Raw genomic sequence first — 18,835 nt, 5'->3', positions numbered from 1 at the left:
CTGAAACGATTCATAACGTTACATTGACTGATAAATATAAACCAATGAAAAAGAACATTTTTAAATTTTCGGTACTGACATTAGCTGTTCTGTCTTTAACAGCATGTACCCTTGTTCCTGGTCAGAATTTATCGACCAGTAATAAGGATGTCATCGAATTACCTGACAACCAGTATGATCTGGACAAAATGGTCAATATCTATCCCGTCACACCAGGACTGATTGATCAACTACGCGCAAAGCCGATTATGTCGCAGGCTAACCCGGAGCTTGAGCAGCAAATCGCGAACTATGAATATCGCATCGGCATTGGCGACGTATTGATGGTCACCGTCTGGGATCACCCGGAACTCACCACGCCAGCGGGTCAATATCGTAGCGCCAGCGATACGGGTAACTGGGTTAACGCCGATGGCGCGATTTTCTACCCCTACATTGGTCGCTTGAAAGTAGCGGGGAAAACCCTTACTCAAGTCCGTAATGAAATTACCGCGCGTCTGGATGCAGTGATTGAAAGTCCGCAGGTGGATGTCAGTGTCGCGGCGTTCCGTTCGCAGAAAGCGTACGTTACCGGCGAAGTGACTAAATCCGGTCAGCAGCCGATTACCAATATCCCGCTGACCATTATGGATGCGATTAACGCCGCGGGCGGCCTGACTGCTGATGCTGACTGGCGCAATGTCGTGTTAACCCAGAATGGCGTTAAAACCAAAATCAACCTCTACGCGCTAATGCAGCGTGGCGACTTGCGTCAGAACAAACTGCTGCATCCAGGCGATATTTTGTTTATTCCGCGCAACGATGACCTGAAAGTCTTCGTGATGGGCGAAGTGGGTAAACAGAGTACGCTCAAAATGGATCGCAGCGGTATGACGCTGGCGGAAGCCTTAGGCAACGCCGAGGGTATGAATCAGGATGTCGCCGACGCGACGGGAATTTTTGTTATTCGTGCAACGCAAAACAAGCAGAATGGCAAAATCGCCAATATTTATCAGCTGAATGCGAAGGACGCATCAGCAATGATACTCGGAACGGAATTCCAGCTTGAACCTTACGACATTGTTTATGTCACTACTGCCCCTCTGGCTCGTTGGAACCGTGTGATTTCTCTGCTGGTACCGACGATTTCCGGGGTGCATGACCTGACAGAGACTTCACGGTGGATTCAAACATGGCCCAACTAAAATTTAACTCTATCCTGGTTGTGTGCACTGGCAACATTTGCCGTTCGCCGATTGGCGAACGGTTGCTGCGTAAACGCTTACCGGGCGTAAAAGTCAAATCGGCAGGCATTCATGGTCTGGTAAAACACCCTGCCGATGCGACAGCGGCAGATGTTGCCGCTAATCATGGCGTGTCGCTCGAAGGACACGCCGGACGTAAGCTAACCGCTGAGATGGCTCGTAATTACGATCTGATTCTGGCAATGGAGTCAGAGCATATTGCTCAGGTTACCGCAATAGCTCCCGAGGTGCGCGGGAAGACAATGCTTTTTGGGCAATGGCTGGAACAGAAAGAGATCCCGGATCCCTATCGTAAAAGCCAGGACGCATTTGAACATGTTTACGGTATGTTGGAGCGCGCCAGTCAGGAATGGGCGAAGCGCCTCAGCCGGTAATTTGAGTTTATAAAATACGATGACAACTAAAAATATGAATACGCCGCCAGGTAGCACTCAGGAAAATGAGATCGATCTGCTTCGTCTGGTCGGCGAATTATGGGATCACCGTAAGTTGATCATTAGCGTAACAACGTTGTTCACGCTGATCGCCGTCGCTTATTCGCTACTCAGTACGCCGATTTATCAGGCGGACACGTTGGTACAGGTCGAGCAAAAACAAGGTAACGCTATTCTTAGCGGCCTGAGCGATATGATCCCTAATTCCTCGCCCGAATCGGCGCCGGAAATCCAGCTACTGCAATCACGTATGATTCTGGGCAAAACCATTGCGGAGCTTAATCTGCGTGACATTGTTGAGCAGAAGTACTTTCCGATCGTCGGTCGTGGTTGGGCGAGATTAACCAAAGAGAAGCCAGGTGAACTGGCTATCAGTTGGATGCATATCCCGCAACTGAATGGTCAGGACCAGAAACTGACGCTGACTGTTGGGGAAAACGGTCACTATACGCTGGAAGGTGAAGATTTCACCGTTAATGGCACAATCGGCCAGCGTGTGGAAAAAGACGGCATTGCACTTACCGTCGCAGACATGAAGGCTGAGCCGGGGACGAAGTTTATCCTGAGTCAGCGCACGGAACTGGAAGCGATTAACGCCCTGCAGGAAACCTTTACCGTTAGCGAGCGCAGTAAAGAAAGCGGGATGCTGGAACTCACCATGACCGGTGATGATCCGCAACTGATCACTCATATTCTGAACAGCATCGCTAACAATTATTTGCAGCAGAATATCGCACGCCAGGCCGCGCAGGATTCACAAAGTCTTGAGTTCCTGCAGCGTCAGTTACCACAAGTACGTAGTGAGCTGGATCAGGCGGAAGAAAAGCTGAACGCCTATCGTCAGCAACGTGATTCGGTCGACCTGAACCTGGAGGCTAAAGCCGTTCTTGAGCAGATTGTTAATGTTGATAATCAACTCAACGAGCTGACTTTCCGTGAGGCAGAGATCTCCCAGCTGTATAAGAAAGATCACCCGACCTATCGTGCGCTGTTGGAAAAACGCCAGACGCTGGAGCAGGAGCGTAAACGCCTGAATAAACGCGTATCGGCAATGCCTTCCACTCAGCAGGAAGTTCTGCGTTTAAGCCGTGACGTGGAAGCGGGCCGCGCGGTATATCTGCAATTGCTTAACCGCCAGCAGGAGTTAAGCATTTCGAAATCCAGTGCGATTGGTAACGTGCGGATTATCGACCCGGCAGTGACTCAGCCGCAGCCGGTAAAACCGAAAAAAGCGTTGAATGTGGTGCTTGGTTTTATTCTCGGCCTGTTTATTTCAGTCGGTGCCGTGCTCGCACGCGCCATGTTGCGTCGTGGTGTGGAAGCGCCGGAACAGCTGGAAGAGCAAGGTATCAGCGTTTATGCCACCATCCCAATGTCTGAGTGGCTGGATAAGCGTATGCGCCTGCGCAAGAAGAGCTGGTTCTCGAATCAGCAACGTCACCGTACGAAAAATATCCCCTTTCTGGCGGTGGATAACCCGGCGGATTTCGCCGTGGAAGCTGTGCGTGCGTTACGTACCAGTCTGCACTTCGCCATGATGGAGTCGGCGAATAATGTCCTGATGATTACCGGTGCGACGCCTGACAGCGGTAAAACATTCGTCAGTTCAACCCTGGCCGCGGTGATAGCCCAGTCCGATCAAAAAGTGTTATTCATCGATGCTGACTTACGTCGTGGTTATTCGCATAACCTGTTTAACGTGAGTAATGAGCATGGTTTATCTGAATATCTGACAGGCAAAGATGAAATCGGTAAGGTAATTCAGTCTTTCGGCAAAGGGGGATTCGATGTAATCACCCGTGGTCAGGTGCCGCCTAATCCGTCGGAACTGCTGATGCGCGATCGGATGCGCCAGCTACTGGAATGGGCTAACGAGCATTACGATATGGTGATTGTCGATACGCCGCCGATGCTGGCGGTAAGTGATGCCGCAGTCGTGGGCCGTTATGTCGGTACCAGCCTGCTGGTCGCTCGTTTTGCGTTGAACACCGCCAAAGAGGTAGCCTTGTCGATGCAACGTCTGGAACAGGCGGGCGTCAATATTAAAGGTGCAATCCTCAACGGTGTGGTTAAACGCGCCAGCACCGCCTACGGTTATGGCTATAACTATTACGGTTATAGCTACTCTGATAAAGAGTAAAACTGAGGGCAAAGCGCGTTTCGCTCACGCCTTATCCGGCCTACAAAATAATGCTATATCAATATATTGCAGAATTACGTAGGCCTGATAAGCATGGCACATCAGGCAATTCTACGTTTATCATCGGCCTCAGAGCATTCAGGTAACTGAATGCTCTTTTTTGTGCATTACAAACTGCACGCAGGTATGCGCATTTTGTTCACTATTTGCGTAAAACCCACCAGCGAACACATACCCTGCGCGTTTATTTCCTTACATCCGGCAAGAGTTAGTTTTACTTCTCCAGGCCGTATTTTCAGTGATAGCGGTGTTTTATCGCGCATCTGCTGTAAAGTCTGAAAGACGAAAGAAACCTGAATCCACTGGCTGTTATCACTTAGCCGACGCCAGCGTTCAAACACCAGTTCACCACCCGGCGGCGTGTTATCTGGCTGGCCTGGCAGCGTCCAGTTAAGCCCTAACGCGCCGCCCAGATTCGCCAGATTGGTATCGTGTCCGACAATAAACAACAGTGACGTCGGAAGCATTACGCCATGGCTCTGTTTTTTCAGGCCATGCGCGGTCAACGCTGTCAGGACCAAATCCAGTAATGGCGTGGCGCGACTACGGGCAACTTCTGGCGTACGTTGTAGCAGATAAAATTGCGCATTATGCAGACTTAACAAGGTATTCCACTGCTGTGAATCGGTAATTCGCCCCCAACCCGGCTGTGGCATTCCTTGTGCTTGTTGCAGGAGAAAAATCTCTGTCAGCATTGATGCCAGGCTTACCGCTCCGGTTAATGAGACATTGTCGCTACTCACGTTGAGTTCCGATGGTAATACCTGGGTCAGCGAACAACTTTCGCCTTGTTCCTCTCGTTTGAGGCACAAGCGTGATTGAGAAAAATTCAGAACCCGCTCCAGTTCGCGAAATGCCGTTTGCCTATGCTCAGTGAATCCGGCTATCGATCCCCCTGCCCTGTTGAGAATAGCCCCGGTCACCTTTGCCTTATCCAGTTGGCAAATACCGGTTTTAAGGGGATTAAACAACGGGTCGGGACGGGAAGTGTCTGGCAGAGTGTGTACGGGAAGAACACAGCCGGGCGCCAGTCCGGCTGCAAAAGCTTCGCCCGTTTTACGGGTGCGTTCGTCAATATCGGCAATAATCGCGACCTGCCCCGGTTTCGGGCATCCCTTTTTTGCCAGCAAACCATCAGCCACCAGACGCTGACGTTGGTAATGCCCAAGATAAGAGACCAGCTCGCCGCCGCGCGGCGTCAGCCAGCCCAGTTTTACTGGCCAGGTTGGCCATGCATCGGGGGTGACATCCTGCATGAGTGATGTTGCTTTGGTTGGCGCACGCACGCCATGACGGCTAACAATCACCACACTTTCCAGCTTTAGCTCCGGCTCATTCTGAGCGTATGCAGGCGACAGTGTTAACGGAAGCAGAAGAGAAAAAAAAGGGAGCAAAATCGCTTTCATCGCCAGGTTCCCGTTTTGCATATTTCGCATTAAGGTCTGATGCGACGCTTGATGCGTCACATCAGACCTACGCTCGTTAACCTTTTAGACGTGGCTCCAGCCATACTAACACTACGGTGGAGAGTGAACACATCAACAAAATGCCGACGAACCAGAGTAAATACCACATCGTTCCTGCTCCTTAGTACAGCTCGTTTTCGTGATGGCGGAGAGTTTCTGTCGTCATACGCCCCCACATTTTGTAGTAGCTCCATAATGTATAGAGCAACACAATGGGCAAAAATATCAGCACGATGACCAACATAATGCTCAGCGTCATCTGGCTGGAAGTGCTGTCCCACAATGTCAGACTGGATACTGGACTGATGCTTGAGGGCATGACAAACGGGAACAACGTGATGCCCGCAGTGAAAATCACGCCAAATTGCATTAATGAAGCCATCAGAAATCCCCATCCTGGGCGCCCCCGATAAATCGCCATCACCGTCAACAACGGGCAGAAGAACCCCAGCAACGGGAAAAGCCACAATACTGGCGATTCGATGAAATTATTCATCCAGGCACCTGGCAGTACAGCGACCATTTTCATTAACGGATTCGACGGACCATTAACATCCTGAGCGAGCAACACAAAGCCATCAATACCGACCCATAGCCAGTAACCCGCCAGTAAAAAGCACAACATCACCAGCAACGCTGCGCGTTTGGTCGCCAGTTGCGAGCGCAGGTGAATGACGCCGACGGTCTTAAGTTGCAGCCAGACGCCTCCCTGCAAAATCACCATACCCAGACTGAGCAAGCCGCACAGCAATGGGAATGGTGTAAGCAACTGCCAGAAAGTACCGAGATACTCCACGCGTAATTGCGGTGTAAAGGCAAATGGCACGCCGAGTAACAAGTTACCGAATGCGATCCCAAAGACCGCAGGCGGCACCAGACTGCCAATAACCAGACCGGCATCCCACATTTTACGCCAACGCACATCGGCGATTTTGCCGCGATAATCAAAAGCCAACGGGCGAAAAAACAGCGAGCACAGAACCAGAATCATTGCCACATAAAAGCCGGAAAACGCCGCGGCATAGACTCTGGGCCAGGCGGCAAATAATGCTCCGCCTACGAGGATCAGCCAGACCTGGTTGCCTTCCCAGTGCGCGCCAACGCTGTTTATGACTACCCGACGTTCATCATCGTCACGTGCAACCAGCGGTAGCAGACAGCCGATCCCCATATCAAATCCGTCGGTGATCATAAAGACCACCAGAATCACGCCCATCAGTAACCACCAGATGAACCGTAATGTCTCATAATCAAACATGACTCCCTCCTTTACCCCTGTTGCTGCGCGGGTTGTTCACTCTGCATCGCACTCGGCCCCAGGCGAGCATATTTCTGCATCAGGTAGACTTCGGCGATAAGGAACAGGGTATAAAGCCCGACGATCATGATCAGTGAGAAAGCCAACTGACCCGTAGTTAATGCAGAGTGCGCGGAATATGTTGGTAAAATGTCCTGAATCGCCCACGGCTGGCGGCCAAATTCGGTCATAAACCACCCGGCCTCAATGGCAATCCACGGTAGCGGCAGACTCCAGAGCGCCATTTTTAGCACCCAGCGATGCTGGTCAATTTTGCCACGCAGTGTCTGAACAAGCGCAATCAGCATTACCAGTAGCAGCAGCGAGCCGCAGCCCACCATGATACGGAAGCTCCAGAATACCGGAGCAACCTGCGGGATAGCGCCTCGCATCGCTGCCTGATACTGTGCGGCAGTGACATGATTCATATCCGGCGCATAGCGGGAGAGCAGCATGCCGTAACCGAGATCGTTTTCCAGTTCACGAAACGCCTGCAACACATGCGGCTCATGATTGCCTTGCGATATCTCCTGCATTAGCAGCCAGGCCATACGTCCGCGTTGTAAGCGTGGATAGGTTTCAGCCATTAAATTTTTCAGCCCCGGCACGGGCTTATCTAATGAGTGAGTGGCGAGGATCCCTAGCAGCGCGGGGATTTTGATGGCAAAGGTATTGCGCTCTTGATCCTGCTCCGGCCAGGCAATGAGATGAAACGGCGCTGGCGCAGGTTCTGTCTGCCACTCCCCTTCCATCGCTGCCAGTTTTACCGGCTGTACACGAGCAACTTCAAACGCAGAGCTGTCTCCAAGTTGCAGCGCGCCAATTATCGCCAGAGTGCCAAAGACGGAACCGATAGCAAACGAGCGTAACGCCACATCGCGCTCCCGCCCGCGCAGTAAATACCAGGCGCTAATTGCCATAATGAACATCGCTCCTGTCACGTAGCCCGCCATCACCGTGTGCACAAACTTCACCTGGCTGACGGGGTTAAAGACCAGATCGCTAAAGCTGGTCATCTCCATGCGCAGAGTGTCGATATCGAAATGAGCGCCGGTCGGGAACTGCATCCAGCCATTGGCATTCAAAATCCACAATGCGGAGATATTGGAACCGAACGCCACCAGCCAGGTGACCAGCAGATGTTGATATTTATTGAGACGTTGCCAGCCGAAGAAAAACAAGCCAACAAAGGTGGATTCGAGGAAGAAGGCCATTAGAGCTTCCATCGCCAGCGGCGCGCCGAAAATGTCGCCCACATAGTTAGAATAAAATGACCAGTTAGTACCAAACTGAAACTCCATCGTCAGGCCAGTCGCCACGCCAAGAGCAAAGTTGATACCGAAGAGCTTACCCCAGAAGCGCGTCATATCGCGGTAGATAATCTTGCCAGTGACCACGTATATGGTTTCCATGATAGCCAGCAAAAAAATCAGCCCCAGAGTAAGTGGCACGAATAAAAAATGGTACAGCGCGGTCAGAGCAAACTGCCAACGCGATAAATCAATAACATCCCACATGCGAACTCCTGTAAGCGAAGAGAGGGAAATAGCTTATTAATAGTAGATCCCCTCTTTTATCCTTATAGTTTGTGGGTAGTTATCTTCGCTAATTTCGATATTCATAGAACTGAAAGCGATATTTGCCGCCGTTTTTCACTACGGCGCGCTTTCCGCCAGCCACCGACAGACCTCACCCAATCGTTGCGTAGAATCGACCAGATCTTCTGGCGCTGCCAGCACGACTTCCGGTATTGGGCAGATCTCATAGCTCTCAAGCAACGGGCCCTTTAAGGTATCCAGACAACGTAAATGCCAGACATGGCGTAATCCGGTGGCGTTGATATAGCTTTCGCCATAGCCAACGGTGCGAATCTGAATATTCCCCGGCCCGCACAGACGCGAGAGGAAAACCCGGTCAGCCTCGCTGATGGGCAACTGTGTCAGATTGATACTGTGTGGCTGCGTATCAGGGTTACGCACATGCGCCAGCAGTTCATGGGCCAGCGGCAGACCATTCATCAGACCGTCGATGGGAGGAGGTAATAGTGAATCCGTCGGTAGCGTATTTTGTGTTGTCGCCTGCAACAACACCAGTGGCGCGCGACCTACCTCCAGCCTGTCTTCCTGCAATCGAGCATCGCGACGTTTGCGTACGCGCCAGAACCCGCAGAAGATCGCTTCCTGAATTTCACTTTCGCTACCGTCAGCATGCTGAATACGCACCGAGACTTCCCCTTCCCCGAGAAGCGTATTAATGAAGTGACGCTCATCGGCGTTGAGATTTAACAGGTTAACGGCTAACACTTCACCCTGCGGCGGCTGGCGTTGACTTAGCTGTTTTTGCAAATCGTTTAACAGCGCAATGACCCGCGGACTATGCGAACACCGTTCCAGCGCCGCCATGCTCGGTTCATCATTCACCTGGCAGGTAATTGGCAGCGGGTTCATGCTGAAACTGTCATCGTTCGGTTGCGTTCCAGGTCCCAGCAGATGAAAAAAAGTTTCACTCATGAGGCTTGCTCCTGTTGCTGTGCGACAAGCCCGCTCATCAGGCTCACCCACTCTGCCCACGGGTGAATACCATTCAGCACGCCGCGATAGCTACCACCGGTAAACACCAGTGTGGCGGGAAAACGAAATACGCCAAAGCGATCGCCGATGGCTTCGCTCTGCTCAAGGTCAGCAATCGCCACCTGCCATGTATAGTCGGGAAACTCGCGCAGTAATTCGCCAATCATTACCGGGTTATCGCTGACCTCTGGCGTGCGTTTCGGATCGCTGCTTAATAACACCACGCCGTCTGGCGCTTGCATAAGCCAGTCGTCAAGGCTTGTTCCAGTGACTGGCGTCCAGCCGCGCGCCAGCATTCGTTGCCACAACATATTAAATGGCGTGTTGTTGTTCATCCCTGCTCCTCCAGCGTCATCCGATACTGGCGCAAGCGAACGCCTTCGTAATTTTCCATCGACAGACAGTCATAATTGAGACAACGCGACTCTTCAGCCAGTTGTGGCACAACTCCCCACTCAGCCAGTTGCGCCAGCGCCGCTTGTTCCGCGGCGGGCAGTTGCGCCCGTGCCAGTTCGCTCAGGCTACCGCCGTAGTCGTCGAGCATCGCGGGTTGCAATCCGATAAGGGCGATTTGTGCAGGAAGATGACCTCGAATATCCGCCAGCGCCAGCACTTCGGAGAAGCTGTTCTGATGCAGGCTCATTTTCTTCGCGCTAAGGTAAGCAGGAATGCGCTCTCCGGCATAAGTGCGTAATGCCCCGGGCTCCAGACCATAATCAATAGCATCGAGGATCAACAAATGACTGGCGCTTTCGACATAGCCCAACAGGTTAAGCCCTTGAGTACCGCCATCGACAATTTCTACCTCTTCAGGCCAGCGGTAATGGGCATACAACCGTTCAGCCACCCGCACGCCGAAACCTTCATCAGCCCACAGCAAGTTGCCCAGCCCCATTACCACGATGCGTCGTTCGCTCATGAACGCTCCTTGTTGCTCATTTTGCCAAATTTATGACTGCGGTAACCATTAACCATCGTGGAGATCACCGTGTCGTCAGACATGATGTCTTCACGCAGCGCCATGTAGACATGACCAATCACAAACGCGCCAATCAACCACATCCCCAGCCGATGCCAACTGTGAATGTCCATTGAGTTGCCGCCCGTCCAGTAGAAAAACTCCACCACATAACGGAACGGGGTAAAAATGGCGTACTGGCTGTGCTCGCTGTACAGCGCAAAGCCGGTGATGATCATAAAGACGGACATCAGGAAATAGCCGAACATCGCCGCCTGGGCGATGGGGTTATGACCTATATCGGCACTCGGACGTTTTGCCAGAAACAGATACCAGCGGATTTCATACCACACGCCCTGCCACCAGCTTTTGCGCCATATCGGCACGATAAAAAGCTCACGGGAGTAACGATTACCGACAAACGCCCAGTAAATCCGCATCAGCAAGACCACGGTAAAAATCATCCCGGCGCTGAAGTGAATTAACCTGATGTAGCCCATATAGAACAGATACGTCGCCTCGCCGCTGACGGAAGGTAGCGGCTTGCCGATAAAGTAACCGGTGACCATCAACACCGCCATGCATAACACTGTCAGCCAGTGCCAGATCCGCACTGGCGCTTCAAACACATAGTGACTGACAACGTTGTCGCTTTTCTCTTGCATGATGATTCTCCTTCGCTGTTAACGCACCTGCACGGAGATAAGCTCGCTGCCGTCGTCGCCCAGTACATGCGTTGAACAAGCCAGACACGGATCGAAGCTGTGTAAGGTACGCAGGATCTCCAGCGGTTGCTCGGGGATCGCCATTTTGGTGTTCATCAGCGCGGCCTCATAGGCGCCAATCTGCCCTTTCGGATCGCGCGGGCTGGCGTTCCAGGTGGTCGGCACCACGCACTGATAGAGATCAATCTTGCCATCGCGAATCGCGGCCCAGTGGCCTAACGCCCCGCGCGGCGCTTCGGTAAAGCCGACACCACGGCACTCTGTCGGCCAGGTTGCAGGTTCCCATTTTTCAGTGGAGGCGGTGGCGAGATTGCCGTTTTTCAGGTTGGTCATCAGTTTGTCGAAGAAGTATTGCAACTGACCTGCGGCCCACTGTGCTTCGTGCGCGCGACACAAAATGCGACCCAATGTCGACTGGATGCCGGAAAGTGGCAGGTTCAGCGCCGACATCATGCGCTCGACCGACTCCACGGTCGCAGCATCGCCTTTATGGTAGGCAATTAGCGTGCGCGCCAGCGGCCCCACTTCCATCGCATGACCGCGCCAGCGTGGCGCTTTGATCCACGAGTAGCGTTCCTGTTCATTCAGTTGCTGAATGTTGGTATCGCTGCCTTTGACATCGCCAGGGTTGTACCACGGGTCGGTAATGCCATCGAACGGATGACGCCCGACCTGATCGTTGGGATAACGATACCAGGCATGATCGACAAACTCCTGCACCTGCTGCGGATCAACCAAATCCACTGGCAGCACATTGTTGAAGTCGCCGTTAATCACCGCGCCACCAGGCATCAGCAGACTTTTCTCGCTAAAGTCATTGGCAATATCCGGGAATGCGCCGTAACTGAGGACGCATTTATCAGAAAGCCCCGTGCCGATTTCACTCCATGGTTTATTGAACTGACCGATGGCTAAGGCGTCGGGGATCATCACGTTATTAATGAAGTCCGCCGTGCGGGTAATGATCGACTGCACCAGATTCAGGCGTTCCATATTGACCGCCCCAACCGCGCCGCTTTCATCAATGTTAATGGCGCACGGCATCCCACCGACAATCCAGTTTGGATGAGGGTTTTTACCGCCAAAGACCGCGTGGATTTTGACAATTTCACGCTGGAAATCGAGAGCTTCGAGATAGTGGGCAAAGCCCATCAGATTAGCTTCCGGCGGCAGTTTGTACTGTGGATGGCCCCAGTAGCCGTTGCGGAAAATCCCCAACTGCCCGCCTTCAACAAATTTCTTCAGTCGGTTTTGCACGTCAAAGAAATAGCCAGGGGAGGATTTTGGCCATGAGGAGAGGCTTTGCGCCAGTTCGGAGGTTTTCCGCGGATCGGCTTTCAGCGCATCTAACACATCAATCCAGTCCATCCCGGCAAGCTGATAGAAGTGCACCAGGTGATCGTGGCACCAGAGCGTTGCCAGCATAATGTTGCGGATGATATTGGCGTTGTCCGGCACTTTAATGCCGATGGCATCTTCGATGGCATAGACCGAAGCCAGGGCGTGTACGCCGGTACAGACGCCGCAGATACGTTCAACGAACGCCCACGCATCGCGCGGGTCGCGCCCTTGCAGGATGATCTCCAGCCCGCGAAACATGGTGCCGCAGGAGACCGCGTTGGTGATCACATTCTGATCGTTAATATTCACTTCACAGCGCATGTGGCCTTCGATGCGCGTGATCGGGTCAACCACCAGGCGGCGTCCGGCATTATTGATGGTGTACCCCTGAGTTTCGTACTGAGTGCTCATGCCTGTTTATCCTCATTGCCTGGCTGGTGTTCGGTTTCTGTAGGTTGCTGGTTATGACGTCTGCGCTGGTCAACGGCGCTGGCGACTGCATGCACGCCAACAGCCGCAGCCACCACGCCAAGCGCGGTTAAGCCAATGGTATCGGCGGTGGAATGGGTACCCATTTGCGGAATATCGACCACGCGGCTGTAGAACGAACCGCGATCCCAGAAACCATTTTCAGCACAGCCCAGGCAGCCATGACCAGACTGGATCGGGAAAGAAACGCCATCGTTCCAGCGGGTAGAGGAACAGGCGTTATAGGTGGTCGGCCCTTTGCAGCCCATTTTGTACAGGCAGTAACCTTTACGGGCAGCGTCATCATCCCAGCTCTGGACGAACTCTCCTGCGTCGAAGTGAGCACGGCGATAGCATTTATCGTGGATTCGCTGACCATAGAACATCAACGGACGCCCCATTCTGTCGACATCCGGCAGACGATCGAACGTCACCATGTAGGTAATGATGGCGCTCATCACATCCGGGATTGGCGGGCAGCCAGGTACTTTGATAATGGGTTTGTCGGTAATAACTTTGTCGATAGGCGTTGCCTGCGTCGGATTGGGGCGCGCGGCCTGCACGCAGCCCCAGGAAGCACAGGTCCCCCATGCGATAATCGCACTGGCTCCGGCAGCGGCGCGTTTGAGTTTCTCAATAAATGGCCGACCACTGCTGATACAGAACATCCCCTGCTCGCCCAGCGGCGGGTTACCTTCTACTGCGAGGATGTATTTGCCATCGTATTGCGTGATGATGTCTTCAAAGACTTCTTCCGCCTGGGTTCCGGCGGCGGCCATCAAAGTATCGTCGTAATCGAGGGAGATAAGGGAAAGAATGACATCCTTCGCCAGCGGATGGGCGGAACGGATAAAAGATTCGGTACAGCAGGTACATTCCAGACCGTGGATCCACACCACTGGAATGCGCGGTTTATTCTCCAGCGCCCAGGCAATCTTCGGTGCCATCCCCGCGCCTAATCCCAGCGACGTGGCAGCCAAACTGCAATATTTAAGAAAACTTCGCCGGGTGACCCCCTGACGCCGCATGGACTGGTAAAATGTTTCCTCGTTATTCATATCGCACGTCTCTTCTCCTTGCGACACCGGCAGAACACCGGGCGCTTATGGTCGGCAAGCGACGTCCCTGTAGCAAGGCAAACCATCGCTTCACGTGAGATGCTGAAAACGAAAGCTCATCCTTCTGCACTGGCGCACGTCGCCAGAAAGTAATGTTAATAAAGCGTAGTGAATTTTTTGCGCAAAACAACACAGTTTGTATGGATTTATCTTTTTGCGATAAAAATAGACCTTATTTTCGTTCAGGCGTGTTCTGAAGGGAGTAAAGGTTGCTGTACTGATAATTCACGTCTGGCATCGCAACAACCGCTTTTTATGGCTACGCAATCGCCAAATTGCTGTTATTTCACGCTATCAATGCAGTTTTGGCTGTTTTTCAGGCAAACGAACACATTAGGGGTTTACACGCCGCATCGGGATGTTTATAGTGCGCGTCATCCCGGAAGTGTGGCCGAGCGGTTGAAGGCACCGGTCTTGAAAACCGGCGACCCGAAAGGGTTCCAGAGTTCGAATCTCTGCGCTTCCGCCAAATAAGATAAGGGGTTAGCTAAATGCTAACCCCTTTTTCTTTTGTCTGCCAAAATCACCATGCTGTTGTAGCATGCTCAATGGTTTAACCATTCTGTGCGAAACCTGTTCCAGATCAAATGCGTAAAGATGGGTAAAACCTCTGTGTACCTTCCCACATAATCATTATGCTGCTTGATTAATTACACCTGTCATAGAGAGTGACTCAATGGATCGTATAGTTAGTTCTTCACATGACCGTACATCATTACTTAGTACCCATAAGGTGCTGCGTAATACCTATTTTCTGCTGAGCCTGACACTGGCTTTTTCTGCGATTACCGCGACAGCCAGTACGGTGCTGATGCTGCCATCTCCGGGACTGATTCTGACGCTGGTGGGTATGTATGGTCTGATGTTCCTGACCTATAAAACTGCCAACAAGCCGACCGGAATTATTTCCGCATTCGCCTTTACCGGTTTTCTCGGTTATATCCTCGGCCCGATTCTGAATACTTATTTGTCTGCCGGAATGGGCGATGTGATTGCGATGGCGCTGGGCGGTACGGCATTGGTATTCTTCTGCTGCTCTGCATACGTGCTGACCACCCGCAAAGATATGTCTTTCCTCGGCGGTATGCTGATGGCGGGTATTGTTGTTGTCCTGATCGGGATGGTAGCGAATATCTTCCTGCAACTGCCTGCTCTGCATCTGGCGATCAGCGCGGTATTCATTCTGATCTCCTCTGGCGCAATTTTGTTTGAAACCAGCAACATCATCCACGGCGGTGAAACGAACTACATTCGTGCCACTGTGAGCTTATATGTGTCGCTGTACAACATCTTCGTCAGCCTGTTGAGCATCCTGGGCTTCGCCAGCCGCGATTAATTTCGTCCGGGTTTACTTACCGAGCCTCGCTTTATGCGAGGCTTTGTTTTTTGTTACACTGCCGCCAGTCTGATTAAGGTAGTAAATGATTATGCTGATGTTTGAAGGTAAAGAGATAGAAACGGATACCGAAGGCTATCTCAAAGAAAGCAGCCAGTGGAGCGAACCTCTGGCAGTGGTGATAGCAGAAAAAGAAGGAATTACGCTGTCGCCGGAACACTGGGAAGTGGTGCGTTTTGTACGTGATTTCTACCTGGAATTTAATACCTCTCCGGCAATTCGTATGCTGGTAAAAGCAATGGCGAATAAATTTGGCGAAGAAAAAGGAAACAGCCGCTATCTGTACCGACTGTTTCCAAAAGGTCCAGCTAAGCAAGCCACCAAAATTGCTGGCCTGCCAAAGCCCGTGAAATGTATTTAACGGATACGAAAATCGGTTAATTCCCCGGAAGGATGATGCGGTTCGCTAAGTACGCGCTCTACACGCGCTGAACGCGGACCGCCACTTTTTAACCACTGCATCAATTTTTCCACCTGCCCTTCTTCCCCGCAGGCCACGACTTCCACGCTGCCGTCGTCAAGATTTTTGGCGTAACCGGTTAAGCCCAGCCTTTTGGCTTCATATTGGGTGGTATAGCGAAAACCTACCCCCTGAACCCGACCATAAATCCAGGCAATTATGCATACTTTCGACATCACCACGCTCCTTATCCTTATAGGCGCGTTGCAAATCCGGGAAAAACTCCGGACAATGGCGCCCATTTCTTTGCATCGACAGAATAGTAAATTATGAGTGTACGTTTAGTGTTAGCCAAAGGGCGCGAAAAATCATTACTTCGTCGCCATCCGTGGGTCTTTTCCGGTGCTGTGGCCCGTATGGAAGGTAAAGCCAGCCTCGGTGAAACCATCGATATTGTTGATCATCAGGGAAAATGGTTAGCACGCGGCGCTTATTCGCCTGCGTCGCAAATCCGCGCGCGCGTCTGGACTTTCGATCCTTCGGAATCCATCGACATTGCCTTTTTCACCCGTCGTTTGCAGCAGGCGCAAAAGTGGCGCGACTGGCTGGCGCAAAAAGATGGACTCGACAGCTATCGTTTAATCGCTGGTGAGTCAGATGGCCTGCCCGGCATTACTATCGATCGCTTTGGTCATTTTTTGGTGCTGCAACTGCTAAGCGCTGGTGCGGAGTATCAACGTGCGGCATTAATTAGCGCCCTGCAAACGCTGTACCCGGACTGTGCGATTTACGATCGCAGCGACGTGGCGGTACGCAAAAAAGAGGGAATGGAACTGACCCAGGGGCCAGTGACTGGAGAACTGCCGCCTGCCCTGCTACCGATTGAAGAACACGGCATGAAGCTACTGGTAGACATTCAACACGGGCACAAAACGGGCTATTACCTGGATCAGCGCGACAGCCGTCTGGCAACACGCCGCTACGTTGAAAATAAACGCGTGCTGAACTGTTTCTCTTATACCGGTGGGTTCGCCGTATCCGCCTTGATGGGCGGCTGTAGCCAGGTAGTCAGCGTGGATACCTCGCAGGAAGCGCTGGATATTGCACGGCAAAACGTTGAATTAAACAAACTGGATCTCAGCAAAGCGGAGTTTGTCCGCGATGACGTATTTAAGTTACTGCGCACCTATCGCGATCGCGGCGAAAAGTTTGACGTTATCGTGATGGATCCGCCGAAGTTTGTCGAAAACAAAAGTCAATTGATGGGGGCCTGTCGGGGTTACAAGGATATCAATATGCTGGCAATTCAGTTATTGAATGAAGGCGGCGTATTGTTGACGTTCTCCTGTTCCGGCCTGATGACCAGCGACTTATTTCAGAAAATCATCGCTGACGCCGCAATTGATGCCGGTCGTGATGTACAATTTATAGAGCAGTTCCGCCAGGCCGCCGATCATCCGGTGATCGCCACCTACCCGGAAGGGCTATATCTGAAAGGGTTTGCCTGTCGCGTCATGTAACTTGAAATGTGGAATTTTACCCTTATATCAAAGGAAAAGATTTCCCGGGAGGTGACTATGATTGCCAGCAAATTCGGTATCGGCCAGCAGGTCCGCCATTCCCTGTTAGGTTATCTCGGAGTGGTCGTGGATATCGACCCGGTTTATTCGCTCTCTGAACCGTCGCCTGATGAGCTGGCGGTAAACGATGAGCTTCGCGCCGCTCCGTGGTATCACGTGGTGATGGAGGATGACAACGGCCTACCGGTTCATACCTACCTGGCTGAAGCCCAGCTAAGTAGCGAATTACAGGATGAACATCCAGAGCAACCGTCAATGGATGAGCTAGCGCAGACTATCCGCAAACAACTCCAGGCGCCGCGTCTGCGTAACTAATCCTGATAAAAATCCCCGGAAGGTTTTTGCCTTCCGGGGATTTTTTATTTAGCCAGCCCCAGCCGAGGGATCTCAATGGCCGGGCAACGATCCATTACGACCTGTAACCCGGCATCACGCGCCAGAACTGCCGCTTGCTCATTAATCACCCCTAACTGCATCCATACGGTTTTAGCGCCAATGGCGATAGCTTCCTGCGTCACACCCCAGGCAGCTTCTGAATTACGGAAGACATCGACCATATCGACTTTTTCAGGCACTTCCGCCAGCGTGCCATAGCCCTGCTGACCCAGCAGCGTTTTACCGGCGACTTTAGGCGAGACCGGAATGACGTGATAGCCCTGATCAAGCAGGTATTTCATCACGCGATAACTTGGACGATCGGGTTTGTCACTTGCCCCTACCAGCGCAATAGTGTGAGTGGACGTTAAAATGGCTGCAATATCGGTCTCTTTCATCATTTCCTCCAGACTATTTACCAAAGTGTACGACAAACCCAACATGCCAACCATGTAGCTAATACAAATGTATGAGAGCAAAAGCGGAAAACATGTCTATATGTTAGTAAGTATGATTAAAGAAAAATTTTGATACATTATTATTCAGGCGGTCATTAGACAGGAGCTATCTATGAAAACCGGCATTTTGACCACCTTGATCGCATTATGTTTGCCGGTGACCGTTTTTGCCACCACGCTACGGCTATCCAGCGATGTTGATCTTCTGGTGCTTGATGGTAAGAAGGTTTCCAGTTCTCTGCTCCGCGGCGCTGACAGCATCGAGCTGGATAATGGACCACATCAATTAGTCTTTCGCGTTGAAAAAACCATTAACCTTTCTGCTAATGAAGAAAGACTGTATATTTCCCCACCGCTGGTGGTCAGTTTTAATACCCAGCTCATCAGCCAGGTAAATTTTCGCCTGCCCCGACTGGAGAATGAACGAGAAGCTAATCATTTTGATGTTGCGCCTCGTCTCGAATTACTTGATGGCGATGCAACGCCGATTCCGGTAAAACTGGACATTCTGGTCATTACTTCAACAACAAAAACAATCGATTATGAAGTGGAGGTCGAGCGCTATAACAAATCCGCGAAACGCGCGTCGCTACCGCAATTTGCCACCATGATGGCGGACGACAGCACGTTACTTTCTGGCGTTTCCGAGCTGGACGCCATTCCACCGCAGTCACAGGTGCTCACTGAACAGCGACTGAAATATTGGTTTAAGCTAGCCGATCCGCAAACGCGCAATACTTTCCTGCAATGGGCTGAAAAACAACCACCTTCCTGATATTTTTGTGCCTGCGCGCAGGCTTTTTTG

20 protein-coding genes and 1 tRNA gene are annotated in these 18,835 nt (G+C 51.8%); 9 read left to right on the top strand and 12 right to left on the bottom strand.

Annotated elements, in window-relative coordinates:
• The first annotated feature begins 44 nt into the window (after positions 1-44).
• The 3 genes from PS053_RS00520 to etk are packed head-to-tail and all read left to right on the top strand — an operon-like array spanning position 45 to position 3,818.
• Entirely contained in the window at positions 45-1,184 is a 1,140-nt protein-coding gene (locus PS053_RS00520; RefSeq protein ID WP_002461910.1) for a polysaccharide export protein, read from the top strand.
• Entirely contained in the window at positions 1,172-1,618 is a 447-nt protein-coding gene (etp, locus tag PS053_RS00515) for a protein-tyrosine-phosphatase Etp (protein WP_002461908.1), read from the top strand. Before PS053_RS00520 ends, etp begins: the two co-directional genes overlap by 13 nt.
• Before the next feature lie 19 nt (positions 1,619-1,637).
• Positions 1,638-3,818 (top strand): tyrosine-protein kinase, encoded by a 2,181-nt coding sequence (etk, locus tag PS053_RS00510; RefSeq protein WP_059227708.1) that lies wholly within the window; start codon positions 1,638-1,640, stop codon positions 3,816-3,818.
• Between the two features lie 167 nt (positions 3,819-3,985).
• On the opposite strand, the gene PS053_RS00505 is transcribed toward etk, so the two are convergent.
• From PS053_RS00505 to hyaA, 10 genes are all read right to left on the bottom strand, one after another.
• A complete protein-coding gene (locus PS053_RS00505) occupies positions 3,986-5,284 on the bottom strand; it encodes an AppA family phytase/histidine-type acid phosphatase (RefSeq protein ID WP_256879327.1) in 1,299 nt (432 codons plus the stop codon).
• A 76-nt stretch (positions 5,285-5,360) separates the two neighbouring features.
• On the bottom strand, positions 5,361-5,453 hold the full coding sequence (gene cbdX, locus PS053_RS00500; RefSeq protein ID WP_000270307.1) for a cytochrome bd-II oxidase subunit CbdX: 93 nt from the start codon (positions 5,451-5,453) through the stop codon (positions 5,361-5,363).
• A gap of 12 nt (positions 5,454-5,465) precedes the next feature.
• Complete coding sequence (gene appB / locus PS053_RS00495) at positions 5,466-6,602, bottom strand: cytochrome d ubiquinol oxidase subunit II (RefSeq protein ID WP_256879328.1); 1,137 nt, start codon at positions 6,600-6,602, stop codon at positions 5,466-5,468.
• Between the two features lie 11 nt (positions 6,603-6,613).
• Positions 6,614-8,158: a cytochrome bd-II oxidase subunit 1 gene (appC, locus tag PS053_RS00490; RefSeq protein WP_059218542.1), complete on the bottom strand. Its 1,545-nt coding sequence runs from the start codon at positions 8,156-8,158 to the stop codon at positions 6,614-6,616.
• Positions 8,159-8,296: 138 nt separating this feature from the next.
• Complete coding sequence (locus PS053_RS00485; protein ID WP_000004924.1) at positions 8,297-9,151, bottom strand: hydrogenase expression/formation protein; 855 nt, start codon at positions 9,149-9,151, stop codon at positions 8,297-8,299.
• The gene (gene hyaE, locus PS053_RS00480) at positions 9,148-9,546 is read right to left on the bottom strand and encodes a hydrogenase-1 operon protein HyaE (protein ID WP_098401497.1); all 399 of its coding nucleotides are present in this window, start codon (positions 9,544-9,546) and stop codon (positions 9,148-9,150) included. The genes PS053_RS00485 and hyaE overlap by 4 nt, the downstream gene beginning before the upstream one ends.
• Positions 9,543-10,130 carry a hydrogenase 1 maturation protease gene (gene hyaD / locus PS053_RS00475; protein WP_000004153.1) on the bottom strand — a complete coding sequence of 196 codons (588 nt, stop codon included), beginning with the start codon at positions 10,128-10,130 and terminating at the stop codon, positions 9,543-9,545. The genes hyaE and hyaD overlap by 4 nt, the downstream gene beginning before the upstream one ends.
• The gene (gene hyaC / locus PS053_RS00470; RefSeq protein ID WP_001156755.1) at positions 10,127-10,834 is read right to left on the bottom strand and encodes a Ni/Fe-hydrogenase b-type cytochrome subunit; all 708 of its coding nucleotides are present in this window, start codon (positions 10,832-10,834) and stop codon (positions 10,127-10,129) included. Before hyaC ends, hyaD begins: the two co-directional genes overlap by 4 nt.
• Positions 10,835-10,852: 18 nt before the next feature.
• The gene (hyaB, locus tag PS053_RS00465) at positions 10,853-12,646 is read right to left on the bottom strand and encodes a Ni/Fe-hydrogenase large subunit (RefSeq protein ID WP_256879329.1); all 1,794 of its coding nucleotides are present in this window, start codon (positions 12,644-12,646) and stop codon (positions 10,853-10,855) included.
• Positions 12,643-13,761 carry a hydrogenase 1 small subunit gene (gene hyaA / locus PS053_RS00460; RefSeq protein ID WP_059272123.1) on the bottom strand — a complete coding sequence of 373 codons (1,119 nt, stop codon included), beginning with the start codon at positions 13,759-13,761 and terminating at the stop codon, positions 12,643-12,645. Before hyaA ends, hyaB begins: the two co-directional genes overlap by 4 nt.
• A gap of 441 nt (positions 13,762-14,202) precedes the next feature.
• On the opposite strand from hyaA, the gene PS053_RS00455 reads away from it, so the two are divergent.
• The 3 genes from PS053_RS00455 (at position 14,203) to tusE (ending at position 15,578) form a co-directional block, all read left to right on the top strand.
• Positions 14,203-14,290, top strand: a tRNA-Ser gene (locus PS053_RS00455).
• A 207-nt stretch (positions 14,291-14,497) separates the two neighbouring features.
• Positions 14,498-15,157: an FtsH protease modulator YccA gene (gene yccA / locus PS053_RS00450; protein WP_000375136.1), complete on the top strand. Its 660-nt coding sequence runs from the start codon at positions 14,498-14,500 to the stop codon at positions 15,155-15,157.
• A gap of 91 nt (positions 15,158-15,248) precedes the next feature.
• On the top strand, positions 15,249-15,578 hold the full coding sequence (gene tusE, locus PS053_RS00445; RefSeq protein WP_024164819.1) for a sulfurtransferase TusE: 330 nt from the start codon (positions 15,249-15,251) through the stop codon (positions 15,576-15,578).
• On the opposite strand, the gene yccX is transcribed toward tusE, so the two are convergent.
• Positions 15,575-15,853: an acylphosphatase gene (gene yccX, locus PS053_RS00440; RefSeq protein ID WP_000048219.1), complete on the bottom strand. Its 279-nt coding sequence runs from the start codon at positions 15,851-15,853 to the stop codon at positions 15,575-15,577. The two genes, tusE and yccX, sit on opposite strands and share 4 nt — an antisense overlap.
• A gap of 93 nt (positions 15,854-15,946) precedes the next feature.
• Here yccX and rlmI point away from each other — a divergent pair, with 93 nt between their 5' ends.
• Together rlmI and hspQ are read left to right on the top strand one after the other, a co-directional pair.
• A complete protein-coding gene (gene rlmI / locus PS053_RS00435; protein ID WP_000116313.1) occupies positions 15,947-17,137 on the top strand; it encodes a 23S rRNA (cytosine(1962)-C(5))-methyltransferase RlmI in 1,191 nt (396 codons plus the stop codon).
• A gap of 57 nt (positions 17,138-17,194) precedes the next feature.
• Complete coding sequence (gene hspQ, locus PS053_RS00430) at positions 17,195-17,512, top strand: heat shock protein HspQ (protein WP_001295356.1); 318 nt, start codon at positions 17,195-17,197, stop codon at positions 17,510-17,512.
• 44 nt (positions 17,513-17,556) lie between these two features.
• Here the strand turns inward: hspQ and PS053_RS00425 are convergent, their stop codons facing one another.
• Positions 17,557-17,970: a CoA-binding protein gene (locus tag PS053_RS00425; RefSeq protein WP_002462360.1), complete on the bottom strand. Its 414-nt coding sequence runs from the start codon at positions 17,968-17,970 to the stop codon at positions 17,557-17,559.
• 172 nt (positions 17,971-18,142) lie between these two features.
• Here PS053_RS00425 and PS053_RS00420 point away from each other — a divergent pair, with 172 nt between their 5' ends.
• Positions 18,143-18,805, top strand: coding sequence for a DUF2057 family protein (locus PS053_RS00420; RefSeq protein ID WP_000847777.1), 663 nt, complete (start codon positions 18,143-18,145; stop codon positions 18,803-18,805).
• Positions 18,806-18,835 lie beyond the last annotated feature (30 nt).

It is taken from the genome of Escherichia albertii (genome assembly GCF_028622335.1).
Taxonomy (GTDB): domain Bacteria; phylum Pseudomonadota; class Gammaproteobacteria; order Enterobacterales; family Enterobacteriaceae; genus Escherichia; species Escherichia albertii.
This window is presented reverse-complemented; position numbering and strand designations above follow the sequence as displayed.

Excerpts from the sequence above, each read along its gene's own strand:
- appC (WP_059218542.1), bottom strand. The coding sequence starts at position 8,158 with ATGTGGGATGTTATTGATTTATCGCGTTGGCAGTTTGCTCTGACCGCG.
- hyaD (WP_000004153.1), bottom strand. The coding sequence starts at position 10,130 with ATGAGCGAACGACGCATCGTGGTAATGGGGCTGGGCAACTTGCTGTGG.
- etp (WP_002461908.1), top strand. The coding sequence starts at position 1,172 with ATGGCCCAACTAAAATTTAACTCTATCCTGGTTGTGTGCACTGGCAAC.
- appB (WP_256879328.1), bottom strand. The coding sequence starts at position 6,602 with ATGTTTGATTATGAGACATTACGGTTCATCTGGTGGTTACTGATGGGC.
- yccX (WP_000048219.1), bottom strand. The coding sequence starts at position 15,853 with ATGTCGAAAGTATGCATAATTGCCTGGATTTATGGTCGGGTTCAGGGG.
- hyaA (WP_059272123.1), bottom strand. The coding sequence starts at position 13,761 with ATGAATAACGAGGAAACATTTTACCAGTCCATGCGGCGTCAGGGGGTC.
- rlmI (WP_000116313.1), top strand. The coding sequence starts at position 15,947 with ATGAGTGTACGTTTAGTGTTAGCCAAAGGGCGCGAAAAATCATTACTT.
- tusE (WP_024164819.1), top strand. The coding sequence starts at position 15,249 with ATGCTGATGTTTGAAGGTAAAGAGATAGAAACGGATACCGAAGGCTAT.
- etk (WP_059227708.1), top strand. The coding sequence starts at position 1,638 with ATGACAACTAAAAATATGAATACGCCGCCAGGTAGCACTCAGGAAAAT.
- hyaB (WP_256879329.1), bottom strand. The coding sequence starts at position 12,646 with ATGAGCACTCAGTACGAAACTCAGGGGTACACCATCAATAATGCCGGA.
- yccA (WP_000375136.1), top strand. The coding sequence starts at position 14,498 with ATGGATCGTATAGTTAGTTCTTCACATGACCGTACATCATTACTTAGT.
- PS053_RS00420 (WP_000847777.1), top strand. The coding sequence starts at position 18,143 with ATGAAAACCGGCATTTTGACCACCTTGATCGCATTATGTTTGCCGGTG.
- hspQ (WP_001295356.1), top strand. The coding sequence starts at position 17,195 with ATGATTGCCAGCAAATTCGGTATCGGCCAGCAGGTCCGCCATTCCCTG.
- PS053_RS00505 (WP_256879327.1), bottom strand. The coding sequence starts at position 5,284 with ATGAAAGCGATTTTGCTCCCTTTTTTTTCTCTTCTGCTTCCGTTAACA.
- PS053_RS00485 (WP_000004924.1), bottom strand. The coding sequence starts at position 9,151 with ATGAGTGAAACTTTTTTTCATCTGCTGGGACCTGGAACGCAACCGAAC.
- hyaE (WP_098401497.1), bottom strand. The coding sequence starts at position 9,546 with ATGAACAACAACACGCCATTTAATATGTTGTGGCAACGAATGCTGGCG.
- cbdX (WP_000270307.1), bottom strand. The coding sequence starts at position 5,453 with ATGTGGTATTTACTCTGGTTCGTCGGCATTTTGTTGATGTGTTCACTC.
- PS053_RS00520 (WP_002461910.1), top strand. The coding sequence starts at position 45 with ATGAAAAAGAACATTTTTAAATTTTCGGTACTGACATTAGCTGTTCTG.
- hyaC (WP_001156755.1), bottom strand. The coding sequence starts at position 10,834 with ATGCAAGAGAAAAGCGACAACGTTGTCAGTCACTATGTGTTTGAAGCG.
- PS053_RS00425 (WP_002462360.1), bottom strand. The coding sequence starts at position 17,970 with ATGAAAGAGACCGATATTGCAGCCATTTTAACGTCCACTCACACTATT.